This window comes from Candidatus Flexifilum breve (assembly GCF_016713355.1).
In genome coordinates this window covers 222,870-243,388 of sequence record NZ_JADJPI010000010.1, presented here as the reverse complement: position 1 = coordinate 243,388, position 20,519 = coordinate 222,870, and the positions used below count along the sequence as shown (strand labels likewise).

The 20,519-nt window shown below is 60.6% G+C and carries 20 protein-coding genes and 1 pseudogene; 15 read left to right on the top strand and 6 right to left on the bottom strand.

All coding sequences use genetic code 11. The annotated features are described in order from the left end of the window. Positions 1-48 precede the first annotated feature (48 nt). On the top strand, positions 49-1,032 hold the full coding sequence (locus tag IPK17_RS10895; RefSeq protein WP_343417720.1) for a bifunctional heptose 7-phosphate kinase/heptose 1-phosphate adenyltransferase: 984 nt from the start codon (positions 49-51) through the stop codon (positions 1,030-1,032). Positions 1,033-1,204: 172 nt separating this feature from the next. Here IPK17_RS10895 and IPK17_RS10890 read toward each other — a convergent pair whose 3' ends face one another. Then, on the bottom strand, positions 1,205-1,738 hold the full coding sequence (locus tag IPK17_RS10890; RefSeq protein WP_343417719.1) for a flavodoxin domain-containing protein: 534 nt from the start codon (positions 1,736-1,738) through the stop codon (positions 1,205-1,207). A 238-nt stretch (positions 1,739-1,976) separates the two neighbouring features. Here IPK17_RS10890 and IPK17_RS10885 point away from each other — a divergent pair, with 238 nt between their 5' ends. From IPK17_RS10885 to IPK17_RS10840, 10 genes and pseudogenes are all read left to right on the top strand, one after another. Further along, positions 1,977-3,557, top strand: a complete 1,581-nt coding sequence (locus IPK17_RS10885; RefSeq protein WP_343417718.1) for an elongator complex protein 3 — start codon at positions 1,977-1,979, stop codon at positions 3,555-3,557. Beyond that, a complete protein-coding gene (locus tag IPK17_RS10880; protein WP_343417717.1) occupies positions 3,467-3,814 on the top strand; it encodes a GNAT family N-acetyltransferase in 348 nt (115 codons plus the stop codon). Before IPK17_RS10885 ends, IPK17_RS10880 begins: the two co-directional genes overlap by 91 nt. Positions 3,815-4,210: 396 nt before the next feature. After that, positions 4,211-4,543, top strand: a complete 333-nt coding sequence (locus IPK17_RS10875; protein WP_343417716.1) for a hypothetical protein — start codon at positions 4,211-4,213, stop codon at positions 4,541-4,543. Between the two features lie 103 nt (positions 4,544-4,646). Beyond that, positions 4,647-4,970 (top strand): annotated as a pseudogene (locus tag IPK17_RS10870) (VOC family protein); the annotation flags it as partial. Between the two features lie 287 nt (positions 4,971-5,257). Beyond that, positions 5,258-5,782 carry a hypothetical protein gene (locus IPK17_RS10865; protein WP_343417715.1) on the top strand — a complete coding sequence of 175 codons (525 nt, stop codon included), beginning with the start codon at positions 5,258-5,260 and terminating at the stop codon, positions 5,780-5,782. 25 nt (positions 5,783-5,807) lie between these two features. Continuing rightward, positions 5,808-6,884 carry a M42 family metallopeptidase gene (locus tag IPK17_RS10860; RefSeq protein WP_343417714.1) on the top strand — a complete coding sequence of 359 codons (1,077 nt, stop codon included), beginning with the start codon at positions 5,808-5,810 and terminating at the stop codon, positions 6,882-6,884. 187 nt (positions 6,885-7,071) lie between these two features. Beyond that, entirely contained in the window at positions 7,072-8,370 is a 1,299-nt protein-coding gene (locus IPK17_RS10855) for a hypothetical protein (protein ID WP_343417713.1), read from the top strand. Positions 8,371-8,551: 181 nt separating this feature from the next. After that, a complete protein-coding gene (locus IPK17_RS10850; RefSeq protein WP_343417712.1) occupies positions 8,552-9,808 on the top strand; it encodes a hypothetical protein in 1,257 nt (418 codons plus the stop codon). A gap of 320 nt (positions 9,809-10,128) precedes the next feature. Further along, positions 10,129-10,278: a hypothetical protein gene (locus tag IPK17_RS10845; protein WP_343417711.1), complete on the top strand. Its 150-nt coding sequence runs from the start codon at positions 10,129-10,131 to the stop codon at positions 10,276-10,278. Positions 10,279-10,325: 47 nt separating this feature from the next. Next, entirely contained in the window at positions 10,326-10,796 is a 471-nt protein-coding gene (locus IPK17_RS10840) for a hypothetical protein (protein WP_343417710.1), read from the top strand. Positions 10,797-10,882: 86 nt separating this feature from the next. Here the strand turns inward: IPK17_RS10840 and IPK17_RS10835 are convergent, their stop codons facing one another. Next, positions 10,883-11,290 carry a cupin domain-containing protein gene (locus IPK17_RS10835; RefSeq protein ID WP_343417709.1) on the bottom strand — a complete coding sequence of 136 codons (408 nt, stop codon included), beginning with the start codon at positions 11,288-11,290 and terminating at the stop codon, positions 10,883-10,885. A gap of 153 nt (positions 11,291-11,443) precedes the next feature. Here IPK17_RS10835 and IPK17_RS10830 point away from each other — a divergent pair, with 153 nt between their 5' ends. Beyond that, positions 11,444-11,743 carry a hypothetical protein gene (locus tag IPK17_RS10830; protein ID WP_343417708.1) on the top strand — a complete coding sequence of 100 codons (300 nt, stop codon included), beginning with the start codon at positions 11,444-11,446 and terminating at the stop codon, positions 11,741-11,743. Here the strand turns inward: IPK17_RS10830 and IPK17_RS10825 are convergent. Both IPK17_RS10825 and IPK17_RS10820 read right to left on the bottom strand, forming a co-directional pair. Next, on the bottom strand, positions 11,740-12,276 hold the full coding sequence (locus IPK17_RS10825) for an AAA family ATPase (RefSeq protein WP_343417707.1): 537 nt from the start codon (positions 12,274-12,276) through the stop codon (positions 11,740-11,742). The two genes, IPK17_RS10830 and IPK17_RS10825, sit on opposite strands and share 4 nt — an antisense overlap. Before the next feature lie 56 nt (positions 12,277-12,332). Continuing rightward, positions 12,333-12,614 carry a hypothetical protein gene (locus IPK17_RS10820; RefSeq protein WP_343417706.1) on the bottom strand — a complete coding sequence of 94 codons (282 nt, stop codon included), beginning with the start codon at positions 12,612-12,614 and terminating at the stop codon, positions 12,333-12,335. 143 nt (positions 12,615-12,757) lie between these two features. Here IPK17_RS10820 and IPK17_RS10815 point away from each other — a divergent pair, with 143 nt between their 5' ends. The 3 genes from IPK17_RS10815 (at position 12,758) to IPK17_RS10805 (ending at position 17,236) form a co-directional block, all read left to right on the top strand. Next, entirely contained in the window at positions 12,758-13,801 is a 1,044-nt protein-coding gene (locus IPK17_RS10815; protein ID WP_343417705.1) for a M42 family metallopeptidase, read from the top strand. Between the two features lie 65 nt (positions 13,802-13,866). After that, on the top strand, positions 13,867-14,859 hold the full coding sequence (locus tag IPK17_RS10810; RefSeq protein ID WP_343417704.1) for a M20/M25/M40 family metallo-hydrolase: 993 nt from the start codon (positions 13,867-13,869) through the stop codon (positions 14,857-14,859). 772 nt (positions 14,860-15,631) lie between these two features. Continuing rightward, positions 15,632-17,236, top strand: a complete 1,605-nt coding sequence (locus IPK17_RS10805) for an ATP-binding protein (RefSeq protein WP_343417703.1) — start codon at positions 15,632-15,634, stop codon at positions 17,234-17,236. A gap of 85 nt (positions 17,237-17,321) precedes the next feature. Here IPK17_RS10805 and IPK17_RS10800 read toward each other — a convergent pair whose 3' ends face one another. Next, positions 17,322-20,012, bottom strand: a complete 2,691-nt coding sequence (locus tag IPK17_RS10800) for a tetratricopeptide repeat protein (RefSeq protein WP_343417702.1) — start codon at positions 20,010-20,012, stop codon at positions 17,322-17,324. Between the two features lie 210 nt (positions 20,013-20,222). Then, a complete protein-coding gene (locus tag IPK17_RS10795; protein WP_343417701.1) occupies positions 20,223-20,456 on the bottom strand; it encodes a Trm112 family protein in 234 nt (77 codons plus the stop codon). Between the last annotated feature and the right edge of the window lie 63 nt (positions 20,457-20,519).

Sequence of the window (20,519 nt, the reverse complement as noted above, 5' to 3'; positions counted from 1 at the left end):
GCTCCCCTCCCTGAATTCGGGGAGGGGCCGGGGGTGGGGGTTGTGAACGTGACGGATCTCAAAACGTGGATTCCTAAATTGGCCGGGGTGCGGATCATCGTCGTGGGCGATGTGATCCTCGACGAATACCTGACCGGACGCGCGATGCGCATGAGCCGCGAAGCGCCGATCCCCGTGCTGGAATTCGAGTCGCGCCGTTTGATCGGCGGCGGGGCGGCGAACCCGGCGGCGAATATCGTGACGCTGGGCGGGCAAGCGTTACAGGTCGGCGTGGTAGGCGTGGACGGCGAAGCCGACGCGCTGCGGCAGACGCTGGCGGCGCGGGGCATCGACGTGCGCGGGCTGATCGCCGATGGGGAGCGCCCGACGACGGTCAAGACGCGGCTCATGGCACAGATGGGATTGCGCTTTCCGCAGCAGGTCGCCCGGCTCGACAAGCTGTCGCGCGCGCTCATCCCCGCAGCGATTGAGCGCCAGTTGTGCGCCTTCATTGAAGCCGAAATCGGCGGTGTCAACGCCCTGCTGTTCTCCGACTATGACGGCGGCGTGATCACCAAGTCGCTGTTGGCGGCGGTGCACGCGCTGCGCGGCGATCATCTGCTCACGGCGGACGCGCAGGGGCAGTTCGACAAATACGCCGGCTTCGACGTGATCAAGTGCAATGCCGATGACGCGCGGGCGTATCTGCGCCGCGACCTGCGCACCGACGAAGAATTCGCGCTGGCGGCGCGGGAATTGTGCGCGGCGCTGCGTTTGGGGCAGGGGATGGTCATCACACGCGGCGGGGATGGCGCGACGGTGTGTACGCCGGACGGCGCGGTTTATCAGTGTCCCACGCCGACCATCACCGATGTCTACGACACGGTCGGCGCGGGCGATACGTCGATTGCGGTGCTGACGCAGGCGCTGGCAGCAGGCGCGCCGCTCGTCGAGGCGGCGATGCTGGCCAACATCGCCAGCGGGATCGTCGTGCGGCGGGTGGGCAACTACGCACCCACGCCGGACGAATTGGCGGCGGCGATTCCGGTGTAAACGATATCCCCCCCCCGGCCCTCTCCCACCAGGGGAGGGGCAGGCAGGCTTCACGCTTTCGTCCCCTCCCTCTTTCGGAGAGGGGGGCGATTTCGCGTAGAAGTCAGGAATCAAAAGGGACGAGGCGGTCGGCCTCGTCCCGGATCAAGTTAAACGGTGGAGTAACCCGTGCCTACGGGTACATCATTTCGGCTTCGCCCATGAGCTGCGGCGCAATCACCGATGCCCAATTGCGGATCTTCGTCCAGTTGCGGTAATCGCCCACGGGCGCGTGGATCATCTTGATGGCGATGCGCGGCATCACGCCGAGCTTATGCGTATCAATTTCGCCCGCGAACAGCCCAATCGAGATCGGGCGCACTTCCGGCACGGTCTGCATGACCGGGTCGAAGTAGTGGAGCACGGTTTCGCGGTTTTCTTCAGTGTCTTCGGTCATGGTGATGCAAGCGGTGAAGTAGGCCACGGGGATGGTCTTCAGATGCTGGCGGTGCTTCTGCAAAAATTCGACCGCTTCCGGAAGCCAGTGTCCCATACGGATGGCGCTGCCCAACACCACACCATCGTAATGTTCGATATCCAGCCGCTCATGCGTGGAACGAACTTCAACCTCGACACCCCACTCCTGCAAAACAGCGGCGATAGCTTCGGCAATTTCAATCGTGGAACCTACGCGAGTCGCATAAGCAACGAGAATCTTTTTAGCCATGACACACCTTTCGGCGGTAGTACTTCCAATCAATATACCTAGAGTCTAATCGACTTGGCGGATAGCGGTTAGTGAGGAGCGACATGTGCTCTTGTGCGGAATGTCACAGATAGAGGTTAGTTTAATTGTGTAAGTCTAACAAGTTGTGTGTGCAACATTATTTCTGACGTCGTGCAAACCCGGCGTGTGCGCCTATGGTAAAATAGTCCGTAATTCGACCAGTTAATTTGAACGTGTGATGAGCCGGAAAACGACGCTTGACCTAGAACAGCACCGTCAGCCGCTGACCGCGCTGCTGCGCGACATTCTCGACCTGCGCGACCGTGAGCAGATCGACAAATTGGTGCGCGCGCACGCCAAGAAGAACCGCGAGAACAAAATGTACAGCCGCGACGAACTGATCGCCGCGTATCGCGAGTGGGCGGGGTCGGAGGGGCTGCCCCCGTTTGACCCGGCGATGGTGGAACGGCTGCGCCTCAAGCCCGTGCGCACGAGCAGCGGCGTGACGCCCGTCACGGTGCTGACCAAGCCGTTCCCGTGCCCCGGCGAATGCATCTTCTGCCCCAACGATGTGCGTATGCCCAAAAGCTACCTCTCCGATGAACCGGGGGCGCAGCGCGCCGAGCAGAACAGCTTCGACCCGTACCTGCAAACCATGTCGCGCCTCAAAACCTACTACCTGACCGGGCATCCGACCGACAAGATCGAGGTGATCATCCTCGGCGGGACGTGGTCGTTCTACCCGGAGACGTATCAGATCTGGTTCGTCAAGCGCATCTTTGACGCGCTGCACGACTTCGGCGCGGGGATCGATCACTCGGCGGCCGTCGAAGCGGCGATCAAGGCGGGGTCGCAGCTCCACCCGGAGATGAACACGGTCAACGTGACCGTACACGGCGCGGACTTGGCGCAGACCTACAATCAGGTGGTGCAGACGGTCTACGCCGCCGAGATGCGCCGTTCGCGGGACGTGAGCGCCAAAATCGCGGGCGGCGACCGCTCCCCGATTGACGAGTGGGCGACGTGGGACGAACTCGAAGCCGCGCACCGCTTCAACGAGGATGCGCCGTGCCGCTGTGTCGGTTTGGTGATCGAGACGCGCCCCGACCACATCAGCGCGGACGAAGTGCTGCGCGTGCGGCGCTTGGGCTGCACCAAAGTGCAGATCGGCTTCCAGAGTCTGAACGACACGGTGCTGCGGCTGAATCGGCGCGGGCACACGGTCGCGGCGACGCGGCGCGCGGTCAAGCTGCTGCGGCAGGCGGGCTTCAAGATTCACGCGCACTGGATGCCGAACCTGTACGGTTCGTCGCCGGATGAGGACATCGCCGACTATCAGCGTATGTTCGCCGATCCCGACTTCCGACCGGATGAACTCAAGGTCTACCCGTGCTCGCTGATCGAGAGCGCGGCGCTCATGCAGCATTTTCAGGACGGCTCATGGCGACCGTACACGCAGGATGAACTGCTGCATGTGCTGGTCGAGTGCTTCCGCCTGACGCCGGAATACTGCCGCCTCACCCGCGTGATCCGCGACATTCCCGGCACGGATATCGTCGTCGGCAACAAGGTGACGAACTTCCGCCAGTTGGTCGAGAATGAGTTGCAACGGCGCGGCGACCGCCCTACGGATATTCGCGGGCGGGAAATCCGTCACAGCGACGTTACGCTGGACATCTGCAGCTGGACGAACTACCCTACGAGTCGGCGTGGGGGGAGGAAATCTTCTTGCAGTACATTACCGAAGACCGGCAAATTGCGGGGTTTTTGCGGCTGTCGCTGCCGCCCCGCGACGCCGAACCGCTCACGCCGGAATTAGCCGACGCGGCGTTGATCCGCGAGGTGCATGTGTACGGACAGTCGGTGGAAATTGGTGAGACGGCAACGGGACGCGCGCAGCATGTCGGACTCGGCACGCAGTTGATCGAACGCGCCGTCGAGATCGCTCAGGAGCGGGGGTACGCACGGCTGGCGGTGATTTCGGCGGTGGGGACGCGCGGCTATTACCGCAAACGCGGCTTTCTCGACGGGCAGTTGTATCAGCTACGGGTGCTGGATGAAAGGAGCGAAGCGTAAACCACGACGATACGAAGAGCCGATACGGGAGGTGTGGAAGTGGTACCCCGGCGCGCGGTCAACCACGAAATATGGCTGTCCGGCGTATTCGGTCAAAGGCAAGGTCTTCATCTTTTACTATGGCAATCATGAGGCTTATTATGGTGTCCTTCGACTGCCGCGCCGCGTCGTCAGAGAAATGATCGAAGCCGGTATTGGCAGTCCGTTTCGGAACAGGACGGGAATTTGCCATGAGTGGCTGGTGCTGGAATTCTACCCTGATTATGAGCACAGTGATGAGTACGGTGCTGCATACGCTTATTGTTTGCAAGCGTGCTATTGGTACACGTTGGGGCAGAAACCACCTCAGTTCTGGGTAGATGGCAGAGGATATTGAATCAGCCTGAGGGATCAAGAATGGAAACGACGTATCGTGAGGATCACAAAGCGGCGCTGGATCGCATTCTCGGCGTGATCCCCGGCGTGAAGATCAGCAAAGCGTTCGGCTATCCGGCGTACAAGATCGGCGGGCGCATCTTCTGCTGGGTCGGGCAGAACGGCGTGACGATCAAGCTGCCACGGGAGCGCGTCGACGAACTGGTGGGCAGCAATGGCATGCATCCGTTTGGCCCCACGGCGACGACCGTCTGGCGCGAATGGTTGGCGATTGACCGCGAGCAGTCCGACGATTACCGCCACGATCTGGAGCTGTTTGAAGAGTCGATCTCGTTTGTCAGCGGCGCGTTCTGAAGCGGATGTGGACGAGCGATCATGAGGACACCGCTGATTAAAAGCGTTGATTGTGTGCGCTTGTACGTCGCCGATCTGGAGGCTGGCTTAGGCCTTTTACCGGGACCAGCTCGGACACGAGATCATCTGGCGCACCTCGACCGCCGTCGGTTTGCGTCTGCCGGACAGCGAAGCCGAGATCGTGCTGCATACGGAACGTCAACCGCCGGAAATCGACTTGAAAGTCGACTCCGCTCCGGCGGCAGCGGCGCGCTTTGCAGCAGCGGGCGGGACCATTATCGTGCCGCCGTTTGACATTCAGATTGGGCAGGCGGCGGTCGTTCAAGACCCGTGGGGCAATACGTTTGTCCTGCTGGATACCAGCAAGGGGCTGCTGCTGACGGACGCGGACGGCCAGGTGATCGGCAACGCGCCGCCGGAGACCTAAGCCGCCGGGAGCGAGGCGAGTTGGTAAGCGCGTCGAAGGCCGTGAAATCGGGTTACAGGTCGGTTTTGGGAGTTTGCGGACGCTGCCCCGACCCCACCCCCGGCCCCTCCCCGAATTCAGGGAGGGGAGACCGATCGGAACTCGTGTAGGGACGAGGCATGCCTCGTCCTGAGCGTTTGGTTTGGCAGGCGAACACGGCATCCTACGCACTTACCAACGAGTCTCGCTTGTGGGCGGTCAGTGCGTTATCATTGCCCCGATTATCGACCTTCAGAGCGAGTTGTCGTATGAATGATCTTGTAGCTGCTGAACGGAGCCGTCGCAATTTACGCATCGCTCTGTCCATCATCATCGTCGCCACGCTGCCATTTTACTGCTTTGGCCTCATCCTGCTGACGAATCCGCCGGCGCGGGTGAGCAGCCCGACGCAGCAGGCGATCACCACGCAGGAGAGCCTGCCGACGAACACCGTGCCCGGGTTCGCCAGCGTGACGCCGCTGCCGCAGCAGAGCAACTCGACGCTGCAGCCGACGCCGGGGCAGTTCATTCCGCCGACGGTGGTGCGCTTCATCACGCCGACGTTTGTCTTCCCGACGACCGCTCCGACCAATTACATCTTCCCGACGCTGACGCTCGCGCCCACGCTCACGATTCCGCCGACGCAAACGCCGCAGCCGTCGTGGACGCCGTTCGTGCCGACCGCGACGCTCCCGCCGCCGACCGCGACAGTCCCGCTGCCGACCGATACAGCGCTGCCTATGCCAACTGATACCGAAACGCCGACCGCCACCATTGAACCTGTTTCGCCGTAAGGCGCTTGATCCGAGGAGAAAATTGGTGTTTGATCTCAAAGCCCACTTAAAAACCTTGACCGAAACTCACGCGCCCTCGGGGCATGAAGCGCCGATCCGCGAGGTGCTGCGCTTCGAATGGGCGGATCTCGTCGATACGATGGAAATGGATAAGCTGGGCAGCTTGATCGGCGTGAAGCGGGCGACACAGCCCGTCGACCCGCCGCGCAAAATCATGCTGGCCGCGCACATGGACGAGATCGGCATGATGGTGCGCAAGGTGCAGGATGGCTTCATCTTCGTACACCGCATCAGCGGCGTGGATAACCGCATTCTGCCCGCACAGCCCGTGCTCGTGCATGGTCGGCGCGCGCTCCCCGGCCTCGTCTCGACCGTGCCGCCGCATCTGCTCGGCGGGGCGCAGAATCGCTACCTGAGCTTTGACGAACTGGTGATCGATGTGGGGCTGCCCGCCGCCGAAGTTGAAGAACTGGTGCGCATTGGCGACCTCATCACGCCGGACGCCCCGATGATCGAACTGCAAGGCAGCCGCCTCGCGGGCAAGGCGATGGATGACCGCGCCTGCGTCGCGGCGGTGACGGCCTGCCTCGTCGAACTGCAAAGCCTGCATCATCGCTGGGATGTGTACGCCGCGGCGACCGTGCAGGAAGAAACGGGCTTGCTCGGCGCGGCGACCGCCGCCTATCACATCAAGCCGGATGTGGCGATTGCGTTGGATGTCGGCTTCGCGCCACAGCCCGGCGTCGACGCGGATGTTTCGCGCGAGATGAACGGCGGCCCGGCGCTCGGCATTGGCCCGAACTTCCATCCCGGTCTGGTTGACAAGCTGCGCGAAACCGCCAAGCGCGAAGAGATCAAGATGCAGGAAGAGATCATCCCCGGCGCGAGCGGCACCGATGCGTGGGCGATTCAGGTCGCCTTGCAGGGTATCCCGACCGCGCTGTTCAGCATTCCGCTGCGCAACATGCATTCGCCCGTCGAAACGGTCGATCTGCGCGATATTCAGCGCGCCGGGCGCTTGCTGGCACACTTCATCGCCGACCTCGACGCCGATTTCATGGCCGCCATTGATTGGCCGGATCTCAAAACCGACGGTTCGTAAGTCGTTACACCTCGTTCCACCGCACCCCTTGGTTGAGTGAAATTCTCTAGAAAAGGCAGACATTCGTCTGCCTTTTTGGTTATAAAATTCATATCTTTATGCTAAATTAACGTTTGTTAAGTATTCCGCACGTATACTCACAAATGAACATAGAGTTGCGAAAGTATCACGGAAAGGAGCAATTCTTATGTTATCTCAACTATTTAAACTCATTCTGCTGCTGGTCGTGCTGGCAGTGTTTCCGCTCGCTGCAGCCGCACAAAACGGCGTCCCGATCGACTCGGCGTATACGCTCACCCTCCCCGAAAACTGGAATTGGCAGTATGCCACTCCGCACGCTGGCTTTTATCTCTCGGGCGACAACACTACCGTCTACATGATTGACCCGGCGGAACTCCGCGAGATTCTGCGCTACACCCCCAAAGCTGGCATTGATGCGGTATTCACCGAGGCTTACGCCGCGCTCTATACGGGTGGACTGCCCTACGGCGCGAATCTGCAGAGCATCGACCTCAACGGTCGCGATAATCTGGCGTGGCACTACAGCACCATTGATGATCGCGAAGGCTGGTTCGTGCTGCTCGAAATGAGCGACGACAGTTACGGTCTGGTCGATATGTACGGTCCGGAAGCGGAATTCGACCTCACCAACAGCGCCCTCAGCGGCTTGCTCCATTCCTTTGACACAGCGCAGACGGTCGTGAGCGACGCGCAGCCCTTCACCGCCTTCGAACTCGCGAGCGAACCCGTCGTCGTGCTCGAACCGGTCGCGGAAGCAGCATCCTGCCGCGTCTCCACCAGCGAAGCAGCGAGCGCGGCGCTGCGCGTCGGCCCCGGCGAAAATCGCACCTCGGTCGCTTACCTGCCCGTCGACGCGGAAATCACCGTTACAGGGATGTTGGTCGCGGCAGATGGTTCCGAATGGTTCCAGGTCGATAAGACGCAGGCGGCACCGCAGTCAGCGGCGGCGGAAGTTTGGGTGCGCCGCAGTGATGTGCAAGAACTCGGGGCGTGCAGTGCGGTCGCCGCGGTGATCGCGCCGCCCATCATCCCGATCAGTGTGGTGACGACGACCCAAGCCGCTGCGGATGCCGTCGCCGCGCCGGAAGCACAGGCCGTGCTGGCGGACGCGTTTACCCCCGCCGCCGGGACGTATACGCTGGCCTTCGCCTCGACCACCTACATCTCCTGTGAGGGTCGCCCGAATGTGCAGCGCAATTCGGCAGACATTTTCGTCAACATGCAGTTGGGGGATCTGGCGCTCGCCCCGAATGGCGATAGCCTGACCATCAGCGGAAACACGTTCACCCGGGTGCCGGGCACCAACACGTTTACGGGTTCGCTCCACTTCGCCGACAGCAGCACCAACACGCTCTCGGTCACGCTCACCAGCCCGACGACCGCGACCGGCACGCTGACCGTCTATGTGACGGCTGAAAACGGCACGAACTGCGTGCTGACTGTCGCCGTCGCCCTGAGCATGTAACCTCGTTGAGCCGGCGTGCCGGCTTAGCCGCTTCAACACCCGACAAAAAGCAGATCTTCCGGTCTGCTTTTTTGTTGTCAGAAACCGACATTTGTCACGCGCGGCAAATGAGCGAGAAACATATACTAGTAAGCGTAGATTGAGTCACTGGCCTATAGACTGTGTACAGGAGCAGTGCGTTATGTTGCGCCGCAGCACCAAACTAGTCCTTCTGTTGTGTCTGGTATTCGCTTTTGTCCCCAGCATCGTCACCGCCCAAGCCGAAGTTCCTATCGACCCCGCCTACAACATCACCTTGCCGGATGACTGGAATTGGGAGTACGCCACGCCCTATGCGGGCTTCTTCCTTTCCGGCGATGACTATACCGTCTATCTCGTCGATCCGGCGGAACTGCGTGCAGTCGTCCGCTATACGACGAAAGCCACGATGGAAGAAGTCTTCCGCGATGCGTTTGCCGCACTCTACGACGGCGGTCTGCCGCCCGGCGCGCGTATCGAAGACCTCAACGTCCCCGGTCGGGAGGGGTTGGTGTGGTCGTATACCATGGACGACAACCAGGTTGGCTTGTTCATGTTGATCCTGATGAGTGATGAGAGTTACGGCGTCTTTGACGCCTATGCCGATGCGGACGTGTTCGATGACCCTGAACGCGAACTGCGTGACCTGATCCTCTCGTTTGACAATGCCGAATCGGTCGAGACGGCGGTGCAGGCGCCGGCTGCCGACAGTGGCGAGCCATGCCGTGTCTTCACCGATCAGGAACGCACGGTCGCGCTGCGCGTTGGCCCCGGCGAAAACCGGACGTCGGTCGCCTTTCTCCCCGCGGGGACGGAAGTGGATGTGACGGGCATCAATGTTTCGGATGATGGCACCGAGTGGTTCCAGTTGGATAAAGCGCAGGCTGCGCCGCAGTCGGCAGCGTCGGAATTGTGGATGCGCCGCGGGGATGCCGAAGAGATCGGCGACTGTGACAGCGTCGGCGATGCCGCCGCGCCGCCTGTGATCCCGATCGCCGTGCAGCCGCCGACGCCCGCGCCGGGTGGCGGTGGGGGCAGCGAACCGCAGCCGCCCGCGACTGGTTCGGTTACACCGCAGACGGGGCGCTGGACGATGACGCTCGACTCGGTCCTCAACGCGTCGTGCCGCGGTACGCAGAATTTCCGCCTTAACACCAACGAGATCTACTTCGCCCTGGAGTGGTACGACAACTTTGTCACGATTGTCAACGGGGGCATCAGCATCAGCGGTGATTTCTTCGCGCGCGTGCCGGGCACGAATACGTTCAACGGTTCGTTCACGTATGATGACGGCACCAACGATCAGGTGCAGTTCAACTTTAGCAGCCCGACGTTGGCGCGCGGAACGATCATCACGAACTTTACGGCGGATGATGGTACGCCGTGCAGCGGGACGGTTGGCTTCACGTTCTCGCATTAAAGACGATAGCCGACTAGGTTAGTCCGGAGGCGCACATCAGTGCGCCTCCGTGATTCTTCGCAGGCCGCGCCTCGGCCTCCGACGATTCTCCTCTGCAACGCCCGGTCGAAAATCCCCGTGTGGCCTCCCTGATTGGGAACGCAGCTTCCAGCCGTCGCGCACAGTCGGCACTCCGACTTCCGATTTATCTCCCAAACCGACTTTAGTCGGAACTACTAATCGCCCTTTATCCGCTTGCCTGACCTTGAATTTGGGAGCGTAATTAAGATTGAGCGTGGTGGTTACGCTCTTGGCCGAATTTCGTAGAAAGGATGCAAATCATGAAAAAACTCGGACTAATTCTTCTAATCCTCTTCCTCCTTTCAATGGCTGCGGTTGTGGTGTACGCGGGCAGCCTGAGCTTCACCGGGGCACTGACCCCGGGCGGTGCTACCGGATCCATGGTGGCGACATCCGACGCCAAACTGTAACGGCGTAGGTAGCGTTTTAGGTCTTGTATCGGGCTTACCAGTTTCAGGTGGACGCATCTGGCGCTTATACGATCACCGAACCCGGTATTGATAGTGCCATTTATCTGTATAGCGGCACGTTTGAACCGGCGAATCCGGCTGCGAACTGCTATGCCGCCAGCAACATCAATCCCATCAGCCTCTCGGTGTCACTGACGGCGGGGACGGTGTATACCCTGGTCGTCATCGAAGATTCGTTCGCGCAGGATGGCATGGCCTACAACCTGACCATCTCCGGGCCGGGGAACGTCTCGCTGCCCGTCAACGATTGTCCGGATCCGCTGCCGGGCGGTTCGACCGTGCGCAGCGTGCCCTTGGGCGCACCCGCTTACTACGCGGCTGATCTGGCAACCCGCGTGAACTTTGACCTGCCCGCCGGGACGTGGTGGGTCACGCAGACGAGCGGCGACTTCACGCAGGTGTGGATCGGCTGCCAGGCGAATCGCATCTGGATCCCCACGACGGCGGTGGGTGGCTGACAGCTCGTTTCATCAAACAGTAAACAGTTAAAACAAGCGGGCGACCACTGCGGTCGCCCGCTTGTTTCTCTGGAGAGCCACTTCCGCTACTTGAGAAACGTGACTCCGTACCGGGCGGCGACCTGATCGCGATCCGCATCCGCCGCGTGATATTCGGCGAGGAAGCTTTCGAGCATTGGCGGGGTGGTGATCATCAGCAGCGTCGCCTCACCGATGGTATCCCAACTGTGCGGAATGCCGCGCGGAAGGAACACAAACCCGCCCGCGCCAACTTCGAAATGCTCGCCACCGATCTCCACCGTGATGGTGCCGCTCACTACGTAGAAATATTCATCCTCACGGCTATGCACATGGCGCGGCGCGCCGCCGACCGTACGCGATTCGATCAGCGTGATCATGCCGCCCGTCGCCGCGCCCGACGCCTTGACCTCCGCGCCAAACCCCGGCATGCCCGTGCCCGGCGGCAGCACATACGGTTTGACCGTTGCTGTCATAGTTCACCTCTCCACTCAACCTTGTCACTCTATGTCGCAGTGGGCCGATGTGTGCTGCGGAGAGAGCGCGAGCGCGGCACATTCTGGCTATAATTAAGGCACAGGACAGCCATGTGGTCGAGACTCATGCCCAACCAAGATGATTTCATGTCAATGGTCCAACTCCACGAGCGCTCGTGGGGCAACCAGACCTATACCGGACGCCCTACGCTCAAACAGATTATGGATGCGCCCGTCGTGACCATCTGGCGTCCGATCAAAGAAGATAAGCAGCAGCGCTTCACGATCAAAACCCACAAATCCACTGACGATGTCGAACAGTACATGACCAAGCTCCTGTTTCGAGCCCACATCAAGCTGCCCGAAGAACGGCTCGTGCGGGTGTTCGTCAACCACAAACAGGTAGTCGTGAAAGCCGTCCGCATTCTGTTTCAGGAACTGCCAACGGACTAAAGTGGCCACCCGACGCGCTGGAGCACTTCAGCGGCAATCTCGTCGATGGTTTTGCCTCCCGTGTCAATGACATGATCGCCGATGCCGCGCGCATCCATGAGCGCGGTCAGTTCAGCGGCGCGGGCTTGATGCCAGCGCAGACTGTCGCCGCGTTCCCGTCCGGCGAGTCGGCGCTGCAGCTCGGCGACGCTCGCGGTCAGGCGCACAATCTGGATCGCCGCGCCGGGGATGGCCGCGGCGTAATCGGCGCGCTGCTCGGGCGTTTCGACCACATCCACGATGATCACCCGCTCCGCGCCCACCCCCTGATAATTCGCCCACAGAGCCGCCAGATTGCGATAACCAACTGCCGTGTTGAACGGATCATCTGCCGGGCGCGGATAGCACGAGCGCAGCGCGTCCATATCGATCAGCGCGTGCGGGCGGTTGGCCTCTGTGAGCTGGTCGGAGACGGCGCCGCCGATGGTGGTTTTGCCCGCGCCGACCGCGCCCGTGACGATCAACGTCGGAATCGAAACGTGTGCCTGAGACATGGTTCACCTTGCTGTAAAGCTCGCTCCGCGCATTGTACCTGTCTCCGGCACTGTCGTCATGACCCCGGCGGCGGTGGCGGCGGCTCAGGTGGACTGCTGTTAGTGGGCAGGGGATTATCCGCGCCGGGCGGTGGCTCCCCCGCGACCGGAGGCGCGTTGAGCGTGGCCGGTGCCGCGGCGGTGACCGGTAGATCCGTGAGCGGAGGCGGAGAGACGACGGCGGTTGACGCTGGGTTGACCGTGGGCGGCGGGACGATCAGCGGTCGATCACATGAAGTGAGGAGGAGGGCGGTGAGGCTCAATGTTCCCAAACACAGGCGTACTTTCGGGTTGAACATTGGACTTCCTTTGCGCAAACATCGCGCAGACACTACCGATGAATGTCTGAACATGCAACTATTTCAACGGTCGGATTGGTGCAAAGCGCCGCGATCTGTGGTATTTTTGCTGCGTTTTGGCGCTGGCATAGTGAAGTGAAAAGATGATCTTAAAAGAGCTTTCAGAGGCGGTCGGCGTATCTGGCAAAGAGGAAGCCGTCCGCAAAGTGATCCTGAGCGCGATCAAAGATCACACGCAGGACATTCGCATTGACCCGATGGGGAGCGTGACCGCGGTCAAACGCGGGACGAACCTGCGTCCGCTGCGCGTCATGATCGCCGCGCATATGGACGAAGTCGGGTTCATCGTGCGCGGCATCGACGGCGACGGCAGCATCCGGTTTTCGGCGGTCGGCGGCATTGATGACCGTATTCTGCCGGGCCTGCGCGTGAAAATCGGCGATATTCCCGGCGTGATCATGTGGGCACCAATCCACCAAAATCGTGAGCAGACGGTCGTCAAGATCAACAACCTGCGCATCGACATTGGCGCGAGCAGCAAAGATGAAGTGAATGGCAAGGTCAAGCTCGGCGACCGCATCGCTTTTGACAGCCGCTTCATGGAGATCGGCGACAAGATGCTGCGCGGCAAGTCGTTCGATGACCGCGCGGGCTGTTCGCTGCTGGTCGACGTGCTGCAAGGCGGCCCGTATCCGGTCGATATTCTGGCGGCGTTCACCGTGCAGGAGGAGATCGGCCTGCGCGGGGCGAAGGTCGCGGCGCAGGCGCTCAACCCGGATGTCGCGTTCGTCCTCGAAGGCACGACCGCGAACGATATTCCGAATCCCATGGCGGATGCCGATGATGGACTGGATTACAACCCAACGTGCAGCATGCAGGCCGGCCCGGTTCTGAGCGTGATGGATCGCAGCATGATCGTCAATCCGCGGCTGCTGGGCTTCCTGCGGGCGACCGCGGATGCTGAAGGAATTCCCTATCAGCTCAAGTCGCAGTTGGGTGGCGGCACGGATGGCGGTTCGATCCATATGGCGAACGCGGGCGCGGCGACGGCGGTGATTTCGCTGCCCTGCCGCTACATTCACAGCCCGACGGCCTACCTGCACCGGGATGATTACGACAACGCGCTCAAGCTGATCAAAGCGGCGTTCCAGAGCATCAAGCCGGAACATTACAGCCACAGCAGTTAGCGTTTAGCCGGAATCGCTCGGTCAAAACGCTGCTGGCTAACCGCATCTTTACAAGGAGTATTGTTGTGAAAGAACTGATCAAAAAGCTGGTCGAGGCCTGGGGGCCGTCTGGCTATGAACATCACGTGCGCGAAATTATCCGGCAGGAAGTTGCCCCGTTCGCCGATGACATCCGCGTCGACCCGCTCGGCAACCTGATCTGCCGCGTCGGGAAGGGCGGCAAGAAGATCATGATCGCCGCGCACATGGACGAGATCGGCGTCATGGCGCTGTACACCGAAAAGTCGAGCGGCTACATGCGCTTCGCGCCCATCGGCGGCGTGCTCAACTCCTCGCTGCTGGGCATGCGCGTCCGCTTTGAGAATGGCGCGACGGGGGTCATCGCCGCGCATGACTATTTTGGCACCGGGCGCACCAGCTCCGCCGAACTTGACAACTTTTTCATCGACGTGAACGACGGCAGCGCCAACCTCGTGCCGTCCGGCAGCCCGGCGATCTTCTGGCGCGACTACGAAGAACGCGGCTCGCGCCTGATCGCCAAGTCGATGGACGACCGCATCGGCTGCGTGGTGGCGATTGAAGCCATGCGCCGCCTCAACAAGCAGTCGCCAAACGAGATCTATTTCGTGTTCACCGTGCAGGAAGAAGTCGGTTTGCGCGGTGCGCGCGCGGCGGGCTATGGCGTCGATCCCGATCTGGCGATTGCGCTTGACGTGACCTCGACGGGGGACATGGCCAAGAATTCGAAGATGGAAGTTAAGCTGGGCGGCGGCGCGGCGATCAAGGTACACGATACCGGCTTGGTCGTGCCGCCCGCCGTGCGCGACTGGATGATCAACCGCGCGCAGAGCGACGGCATCCCGTACCAATTGGAACTGCTCACGCTCGGCACGACTGATGCGGCGGGCATTCAAACGGCGCGGGCGGGCGTGCCCAGCGGCGCGATCTCGATTCCGTGCCGCTACGTGCATACCACGAGCGAAACCGTCGATATCAACGACATCGAAGCGTGCATCAAGCTGCTGACGGGCTTGGTCGGCAACACGGTGACGCTGTAGACGCTGCGGCGTCGGGTTTCAGCCCGAGCCGACTACCCAGGATGTGAACGTATCCCCCTCACCCCGCGCCTCTCCCAAGGCAGGGGTGGGTTTTTTTGTAGGGACGAGGCATGAAGTCATTTCAGAATTGGCACTTTGTCTAACCTCACCCCGTTTCGCTGCGCTCAACCGCCCCTCTCCAAAGGGCGAGGGGCAAGGGCAAGGTGGGTTGGTGGTGTCCCTATCCCCTAACAGGGGTAGGTTATTAACTATAGGGACGAGATAAGAGGGTGTTGAAAAAGGTCAGGTTCCGACCCCACCCCCATCCCCAACAGGGGTAGGCAAGCCCCGCCCCAACATTTTGTTACCCCGGATTGAACTGTCGTGCCCGTCAGGGCGTCCGCTGTTCGCCAGCAACCACAATACCTAGCCGAATCCTGTCTATACGAACACAGCGTTAGACGGGGGTTGGTTGCGGTTGTGCTGATCCGTTGACTGATATTTACCTTATCTTTACATCACCCTGTGAATATCGCGTAAATTCTGCGTTTATGTCTAGCCAAATTGTCTAAATACAAAGCTGTTAAGAGGGCAGAACGGGTCGATCTCCGGGTAGGTTTGTAAAAATATACAAATTTCAGTTTTAGAGAGGTTTCTTTATTTTCCTCTGTAACATTCACCCCTACAATGAAATAGCTAACTCAAACGGGTGGATTATTCTCTCAGGTTAGAATTTCCTACCTTGATGCACCTGTCCGCCTCTACCGCTGTTGAGCGATAATAGGCCTTACATATGGCAGATTACATGCACGGTTTCCAAGTGAAAGTCCATCCCTCCCTAGAAGATTTTGAACTGCTCGCCACTGTTTCGCAGATGCTCACGCTCTTTGATCAAGAGCGCGTGGTGGAGCAAGTAATCGAATTGATGATCAAGTCAGTTGAGGCAGAAGGCAGCAGCCTGCTGATCAACCCAGAGTTTGGCGATGATTGGCGCCGGTTGTTCACGCGCTATGTCTCGAACGCGACTGGCATGGAAGATCCTGGTCAGACCGTGCGCTTCGCGCGCCGCGTGTTGGACAAAGGGTTAGCGGGGTGGGTGATCGCCAACAAGCAGGGCGCGATCATCAGCGACACCGTCACCGACCCCCGTTGGCTGGCTTTCCCTGACAGCGACTCGACGACACGGTCCGCGCTCAGCTTGCCGTTCTTCTGGAATGGCGCTGTGCTGGCGGTGCTCACATTCACACATTCTGAGCCGGACCACTTCACCGACTACCACCTGCGCCTGTTCTCGATCATCGTGAATCAGGCGACTGGGGCGATTCGCAACGCGCAGTTGTTCGCGCATCTGCTCGAACAGCGCCAGCAGATGGAGGCGATTCTACGCGCTATCCCGGATTTACTGCTCGTGCTCGATCAATCGGGCGTGATCATGCTGGCGAACGATGCTGCGGCCGCGCTCGTGGGCACAGCGGAACTCCCGAATCGCGGCGAAGGCCTGTCGATCCTCGACTATGTCGCGGATGACGACATGTTCAGCTTTGTGCACAGTATGCTCGACAATGTGCCGACGCCGGGGAACTCCTGGTCATTCCAGAGCCGTTCCGAAAAGCATCGCCGCGACTATCTGGTGACCGTTTCGCCGTGGGCGCAAAGTGCCGACGCGACGGGCTATGTCATCATGCTGCGTGACATCACGACCCTGCGCGACCTCAACCGCTTCAAAGACGAGATGCTGCAAATGGCGTCGCACGACTTGCGCAGCCCGCTGGCATTGATCGTCGGCTACTGCAGCTTGATCGAACTGGATACGCCTGAAGATTCCCCGGTTCGCGAATATCTGAACGTGATAGAACGTTCTATCGAGCGGATGCGCGGCCTGCTGGATGATCTGCTGCGCGTCGAACAAATTCGCAACTCACCCTTGGAACTGCATCAGCCCGCCGATTACCGCGAACTGATCAAGACCGTTCTGGCGGACAGCACGGACGGCGCGCAGCGCAAACATCACCAGCTTGAAACCCGTGTCGCGCTGGATGATCTGCCGGAGCGGATCACGCTCAATGCCATGCTCATCCGCGAGTCGATGGATAACCTCGTCAGCAACGCGATCAAGTACACGCCGGAGGGTGGGACGATCACCATCCAAGCCTATACCGAAGGGAAGCGCGTGTATTTCGTCGTGGAGGACACCGGCATCGGCATCGCCAAGGAGCATCTCCCGCGCGTGTTCGAGTCGTTCTTCCGCACGCGGCAGTCGGGCACCGAGGGCATCGAAGGCCGCGGCCTCGGCTTGAGCCTCGTCAAGACGATCATCGAACGGCATGGCGGGGAAGTGTGGGTGGACAGCGAACTCGGGCAGGGCAGCCGCTTCGGCTTCTGGCTGCCGATTCAGTAAAGGAAGTTCACCGTAGACAGTTTGCAGTTTTCAGTGCTGACAGTTGTTTTTACTGTTCACTGAAAACTGAAAACTGTCTACTTTTTTAGTTCTCAAGCAGGCTGTAGGCGTTGGCGGCGTACTGCTGGGCCGTGCCCGTGACTGGGGTTTGCGTCACCGTCGATGAGACGCGCTTTTCGTCGATCTGCGCTTGCAACCGGAAGAGATCGCGGTCGTTGGCTTCGACCTGCAGCGCGGCGTCGAGCAGCATGTCGGCGATGTCGAGATGGCGCGGGCTTTCGATCAGGAGGCGCGCCAGATCGACCGTCGTCGCGACGACCGCATTTTTCGCGCCGCTCTGATAGGCCAGATGCAGCGCCTGTCGATAGCGCAGCACCGCCTGCCCCAAATCTTTCGCCTGAATGTGCGCGTAACCGAGATAGCTCAACTGCTGGCGTTCTTCGTCGCGGTCTTTGACCTCGCGGGCGATATACAGTGCAGACGTGTGGAAGCCGATCGCTTCGCGCCAGCGTTCCAGCTTACCGTTGGCAGTACCCAGACCGCCGAGGACTTTGCCCTCATACGCGCGCTCATCGCTTGCGCGGAACAGTGTGAGCGCTTCTTCCCACGTGTCGATGGCTTCGTCAGGTTCACCGCTGTCTAACTGCGCATAGCCGAGCTTGTAGAGCACCAGGGCTTCGTTGTTCCCGTCGTTCGTGCGTACGAGATCGAGCGCTTGCGAGTAGGCGCGGATCGCCGCTTCGCTTTCGCCCAACTGTTGATGCGCGTCGCCGAGAATGATCAGCAGCCGTGATTCGCTCGTATCGTTCTGGAGCTGATGCGCTAGGCGTTGACCGCGTGAGGCGTGCAGCACGGCGGCTTGCAGGTTTTCGGTTCTGGTCGTGAGTTCGGCGAGCGCTTCGAGCGTGGTCAGCATGCCGGGCGAGTCATTGAGCGCCTCATAGATCGTCAGCGCTTCGGCGTAGGCGGGAATAGCTTCGGTATCTTTGCCTTCGGTGACCAACTGGCGACCCAACGCGCCTTGCAGATCGGCCTGACGGCGGCGGTCGCCGCTCTGGCGCGCCTGCATGATCTGGTTGCGGAGGCGCGTCACTTCGTCGAGCGGGACAGTGTCGAGGGCGGGGCTGGTCGCGGAATCATCGGGCAGCTCGTCGTCGATCTCATCCTCGTCGTCGGCCTCAACGTCGTCTTCGTCATCGAGTTCGTCGATCAGATCGTCTTCGTCGTCCAGCTCATCCTCATCTTCATCATCTTCATCGATGAGGTCGTCGTCCGCGACGAGGTCGAGTTCATCCTCATCATCATCTTCGAACATGCGCAGGGTCGCCGATACATCCGCGAGACCGGAGTCTTCTTCGGTGTCGTCGTCCAACTCTTCGACTTCCGGCTCATCTTCGACGGGTTCACCGTTTTGCAGTGAAACCGAGTCGGCAAGTTCATCTTCATCGTCTTCGACGGCGGGCAGGGGCGGGGCGGCGACTACCACAGGAGGCGCCGGCGGCGCGGCTGCCGGCGTTTCGACGTGCGCCGGGAATGCGCCGCTGGAACTGGTCGCGTGGCGGCGGAGCGCCAGCAGTTCGTAAACATAGCCGCGCGCGTTGACGAAATCGCCCGCCTGCGAGAGCGCGACGATCAGCGCGTTCACGAGGTCGCGGCTGCCCGTTTCAGCGGCGCGTTCGGCGGTCGCCGTGATATTCGCCATTTCGGCGGCGAGATAGTCATAGCCGACCGGGCCGAGGGCGCTGTACTTCTTGGTATAAGCCAGCACCGAGTCGCGGAACTTGGCTTGCAGCGTGTCGAGGCGACCGGAGCCGCGCAGCCAACTTTGCGCGAACAGCAGCGTGATCGGGTGCAGGCGGTAGTAGGGACGCCCATAGCGTTCGAACTGCTCGACGAGGCGGTACTGTGCTAACTGCCCCATCGCGGTTTGAATGGCGTCGACGGGCGCGCCCGCGATCATGCTCACGAGTTCAACGGAGGCTTCGCCGCGCAGCGTGCCGCCCATCACCAGAATCAAGCCTTGCAGCGCGTTTGACAAGGCGCGGAAGGCGGCAGTCAGCGCGAGGAGCTGCGGTGTGACCCCGGCCATCTGTCCCTGCGGCGGCAGCGCGGATAAGAACTGGTTGGGCGTCTGCTTCTTGAGATGACTCACCCCGGCAGCGACGGCCAGCGCGAACGGCGTATAGTCGAGTGCGGCGGTGAGCGCGTTCAAGCCTTCGTTCGCGACGGACGGATCGGCGAGCTGGCGGTAGAGCACGGCAGCGGGATCGGCGTCGAGCTTATTGAGTGCGAATGTCTTCCAGTCGCCGCTGATCTCGGTCTCCGCGGCGATCAAGACGGGCAGGCGATCCGCCACGCGCTTGATGAACTCGCTGGTCGCTGCAGCATCCGGCTTGCCGTCGAACACGATCAGCGGTTTGTTCTGGCTGAGCGTGCTGGCCGCCGTGCCGACGAGTGCCAACGGGTTATCAGTCGTGATCAGGTCAGTGATGCCGTAGGCACGCCCCACCCGCACGAGCAGTTCCGCAAAGGGCGTATTGTCGACGGTGAGCCACAGGACGCCGCCGGGCAGTTCTGTATACGCGTTGGCGAGGGTGGCGGCTAAGGCAGTCTTGCCGATGCCCGACGCGCCGACGATCAACGCGGCTTTGTTGTCTTTTAACTGGGCATACACGCGCCTTAGGGTGTCGTCGCGCCCGATGAGCTTGCCGGGAAGCATCACAGGCAGGTCTAGACCTTTGCGGGCAGGCGCTTCATGGGAAATCGGGTCAGCCATTATCTGTCGCTCGATTCGGTCAGCAGGAACCAAAGAAGTTAACGATTTACAGTTTACAGTTTACAGTGAAAATGCTCACGCGACCGTTCATGATCTGCTGAGGTCGGCATTAAGAGGATCAGGTTGGGCGCATAGGCACAGTCGAGCACCGTTCACACCCTCAACGGTGCTGCGACTGTGAGCTGTTCACTGCAAATGGCTGGCTGCGACTTACGGCACCGGCAGTTGTTCGACCGGCGTATTCTTGTACTTTTCGCCCTCTTCGATCAACATGATCGGGATGCCGTTCTTGATCGGGTACTTGTTGCCCGAATCCGGGCTGATCAGCCATGAATCTTTGTACAGTTCCAGCTTGCCGAAGTCGTCGCCGGGCTGTTTGTTCAGCTTGACCGCCGCCGGGCAGCGGAGCAGGTCGAGCATTTTGGGGTCAAAGGTTTGAGCCATCGATCTACTTTCCTCTCCAAATCCAGTCTGAGTATAGCTATGCCCGTTAACAGCGTCAATTTT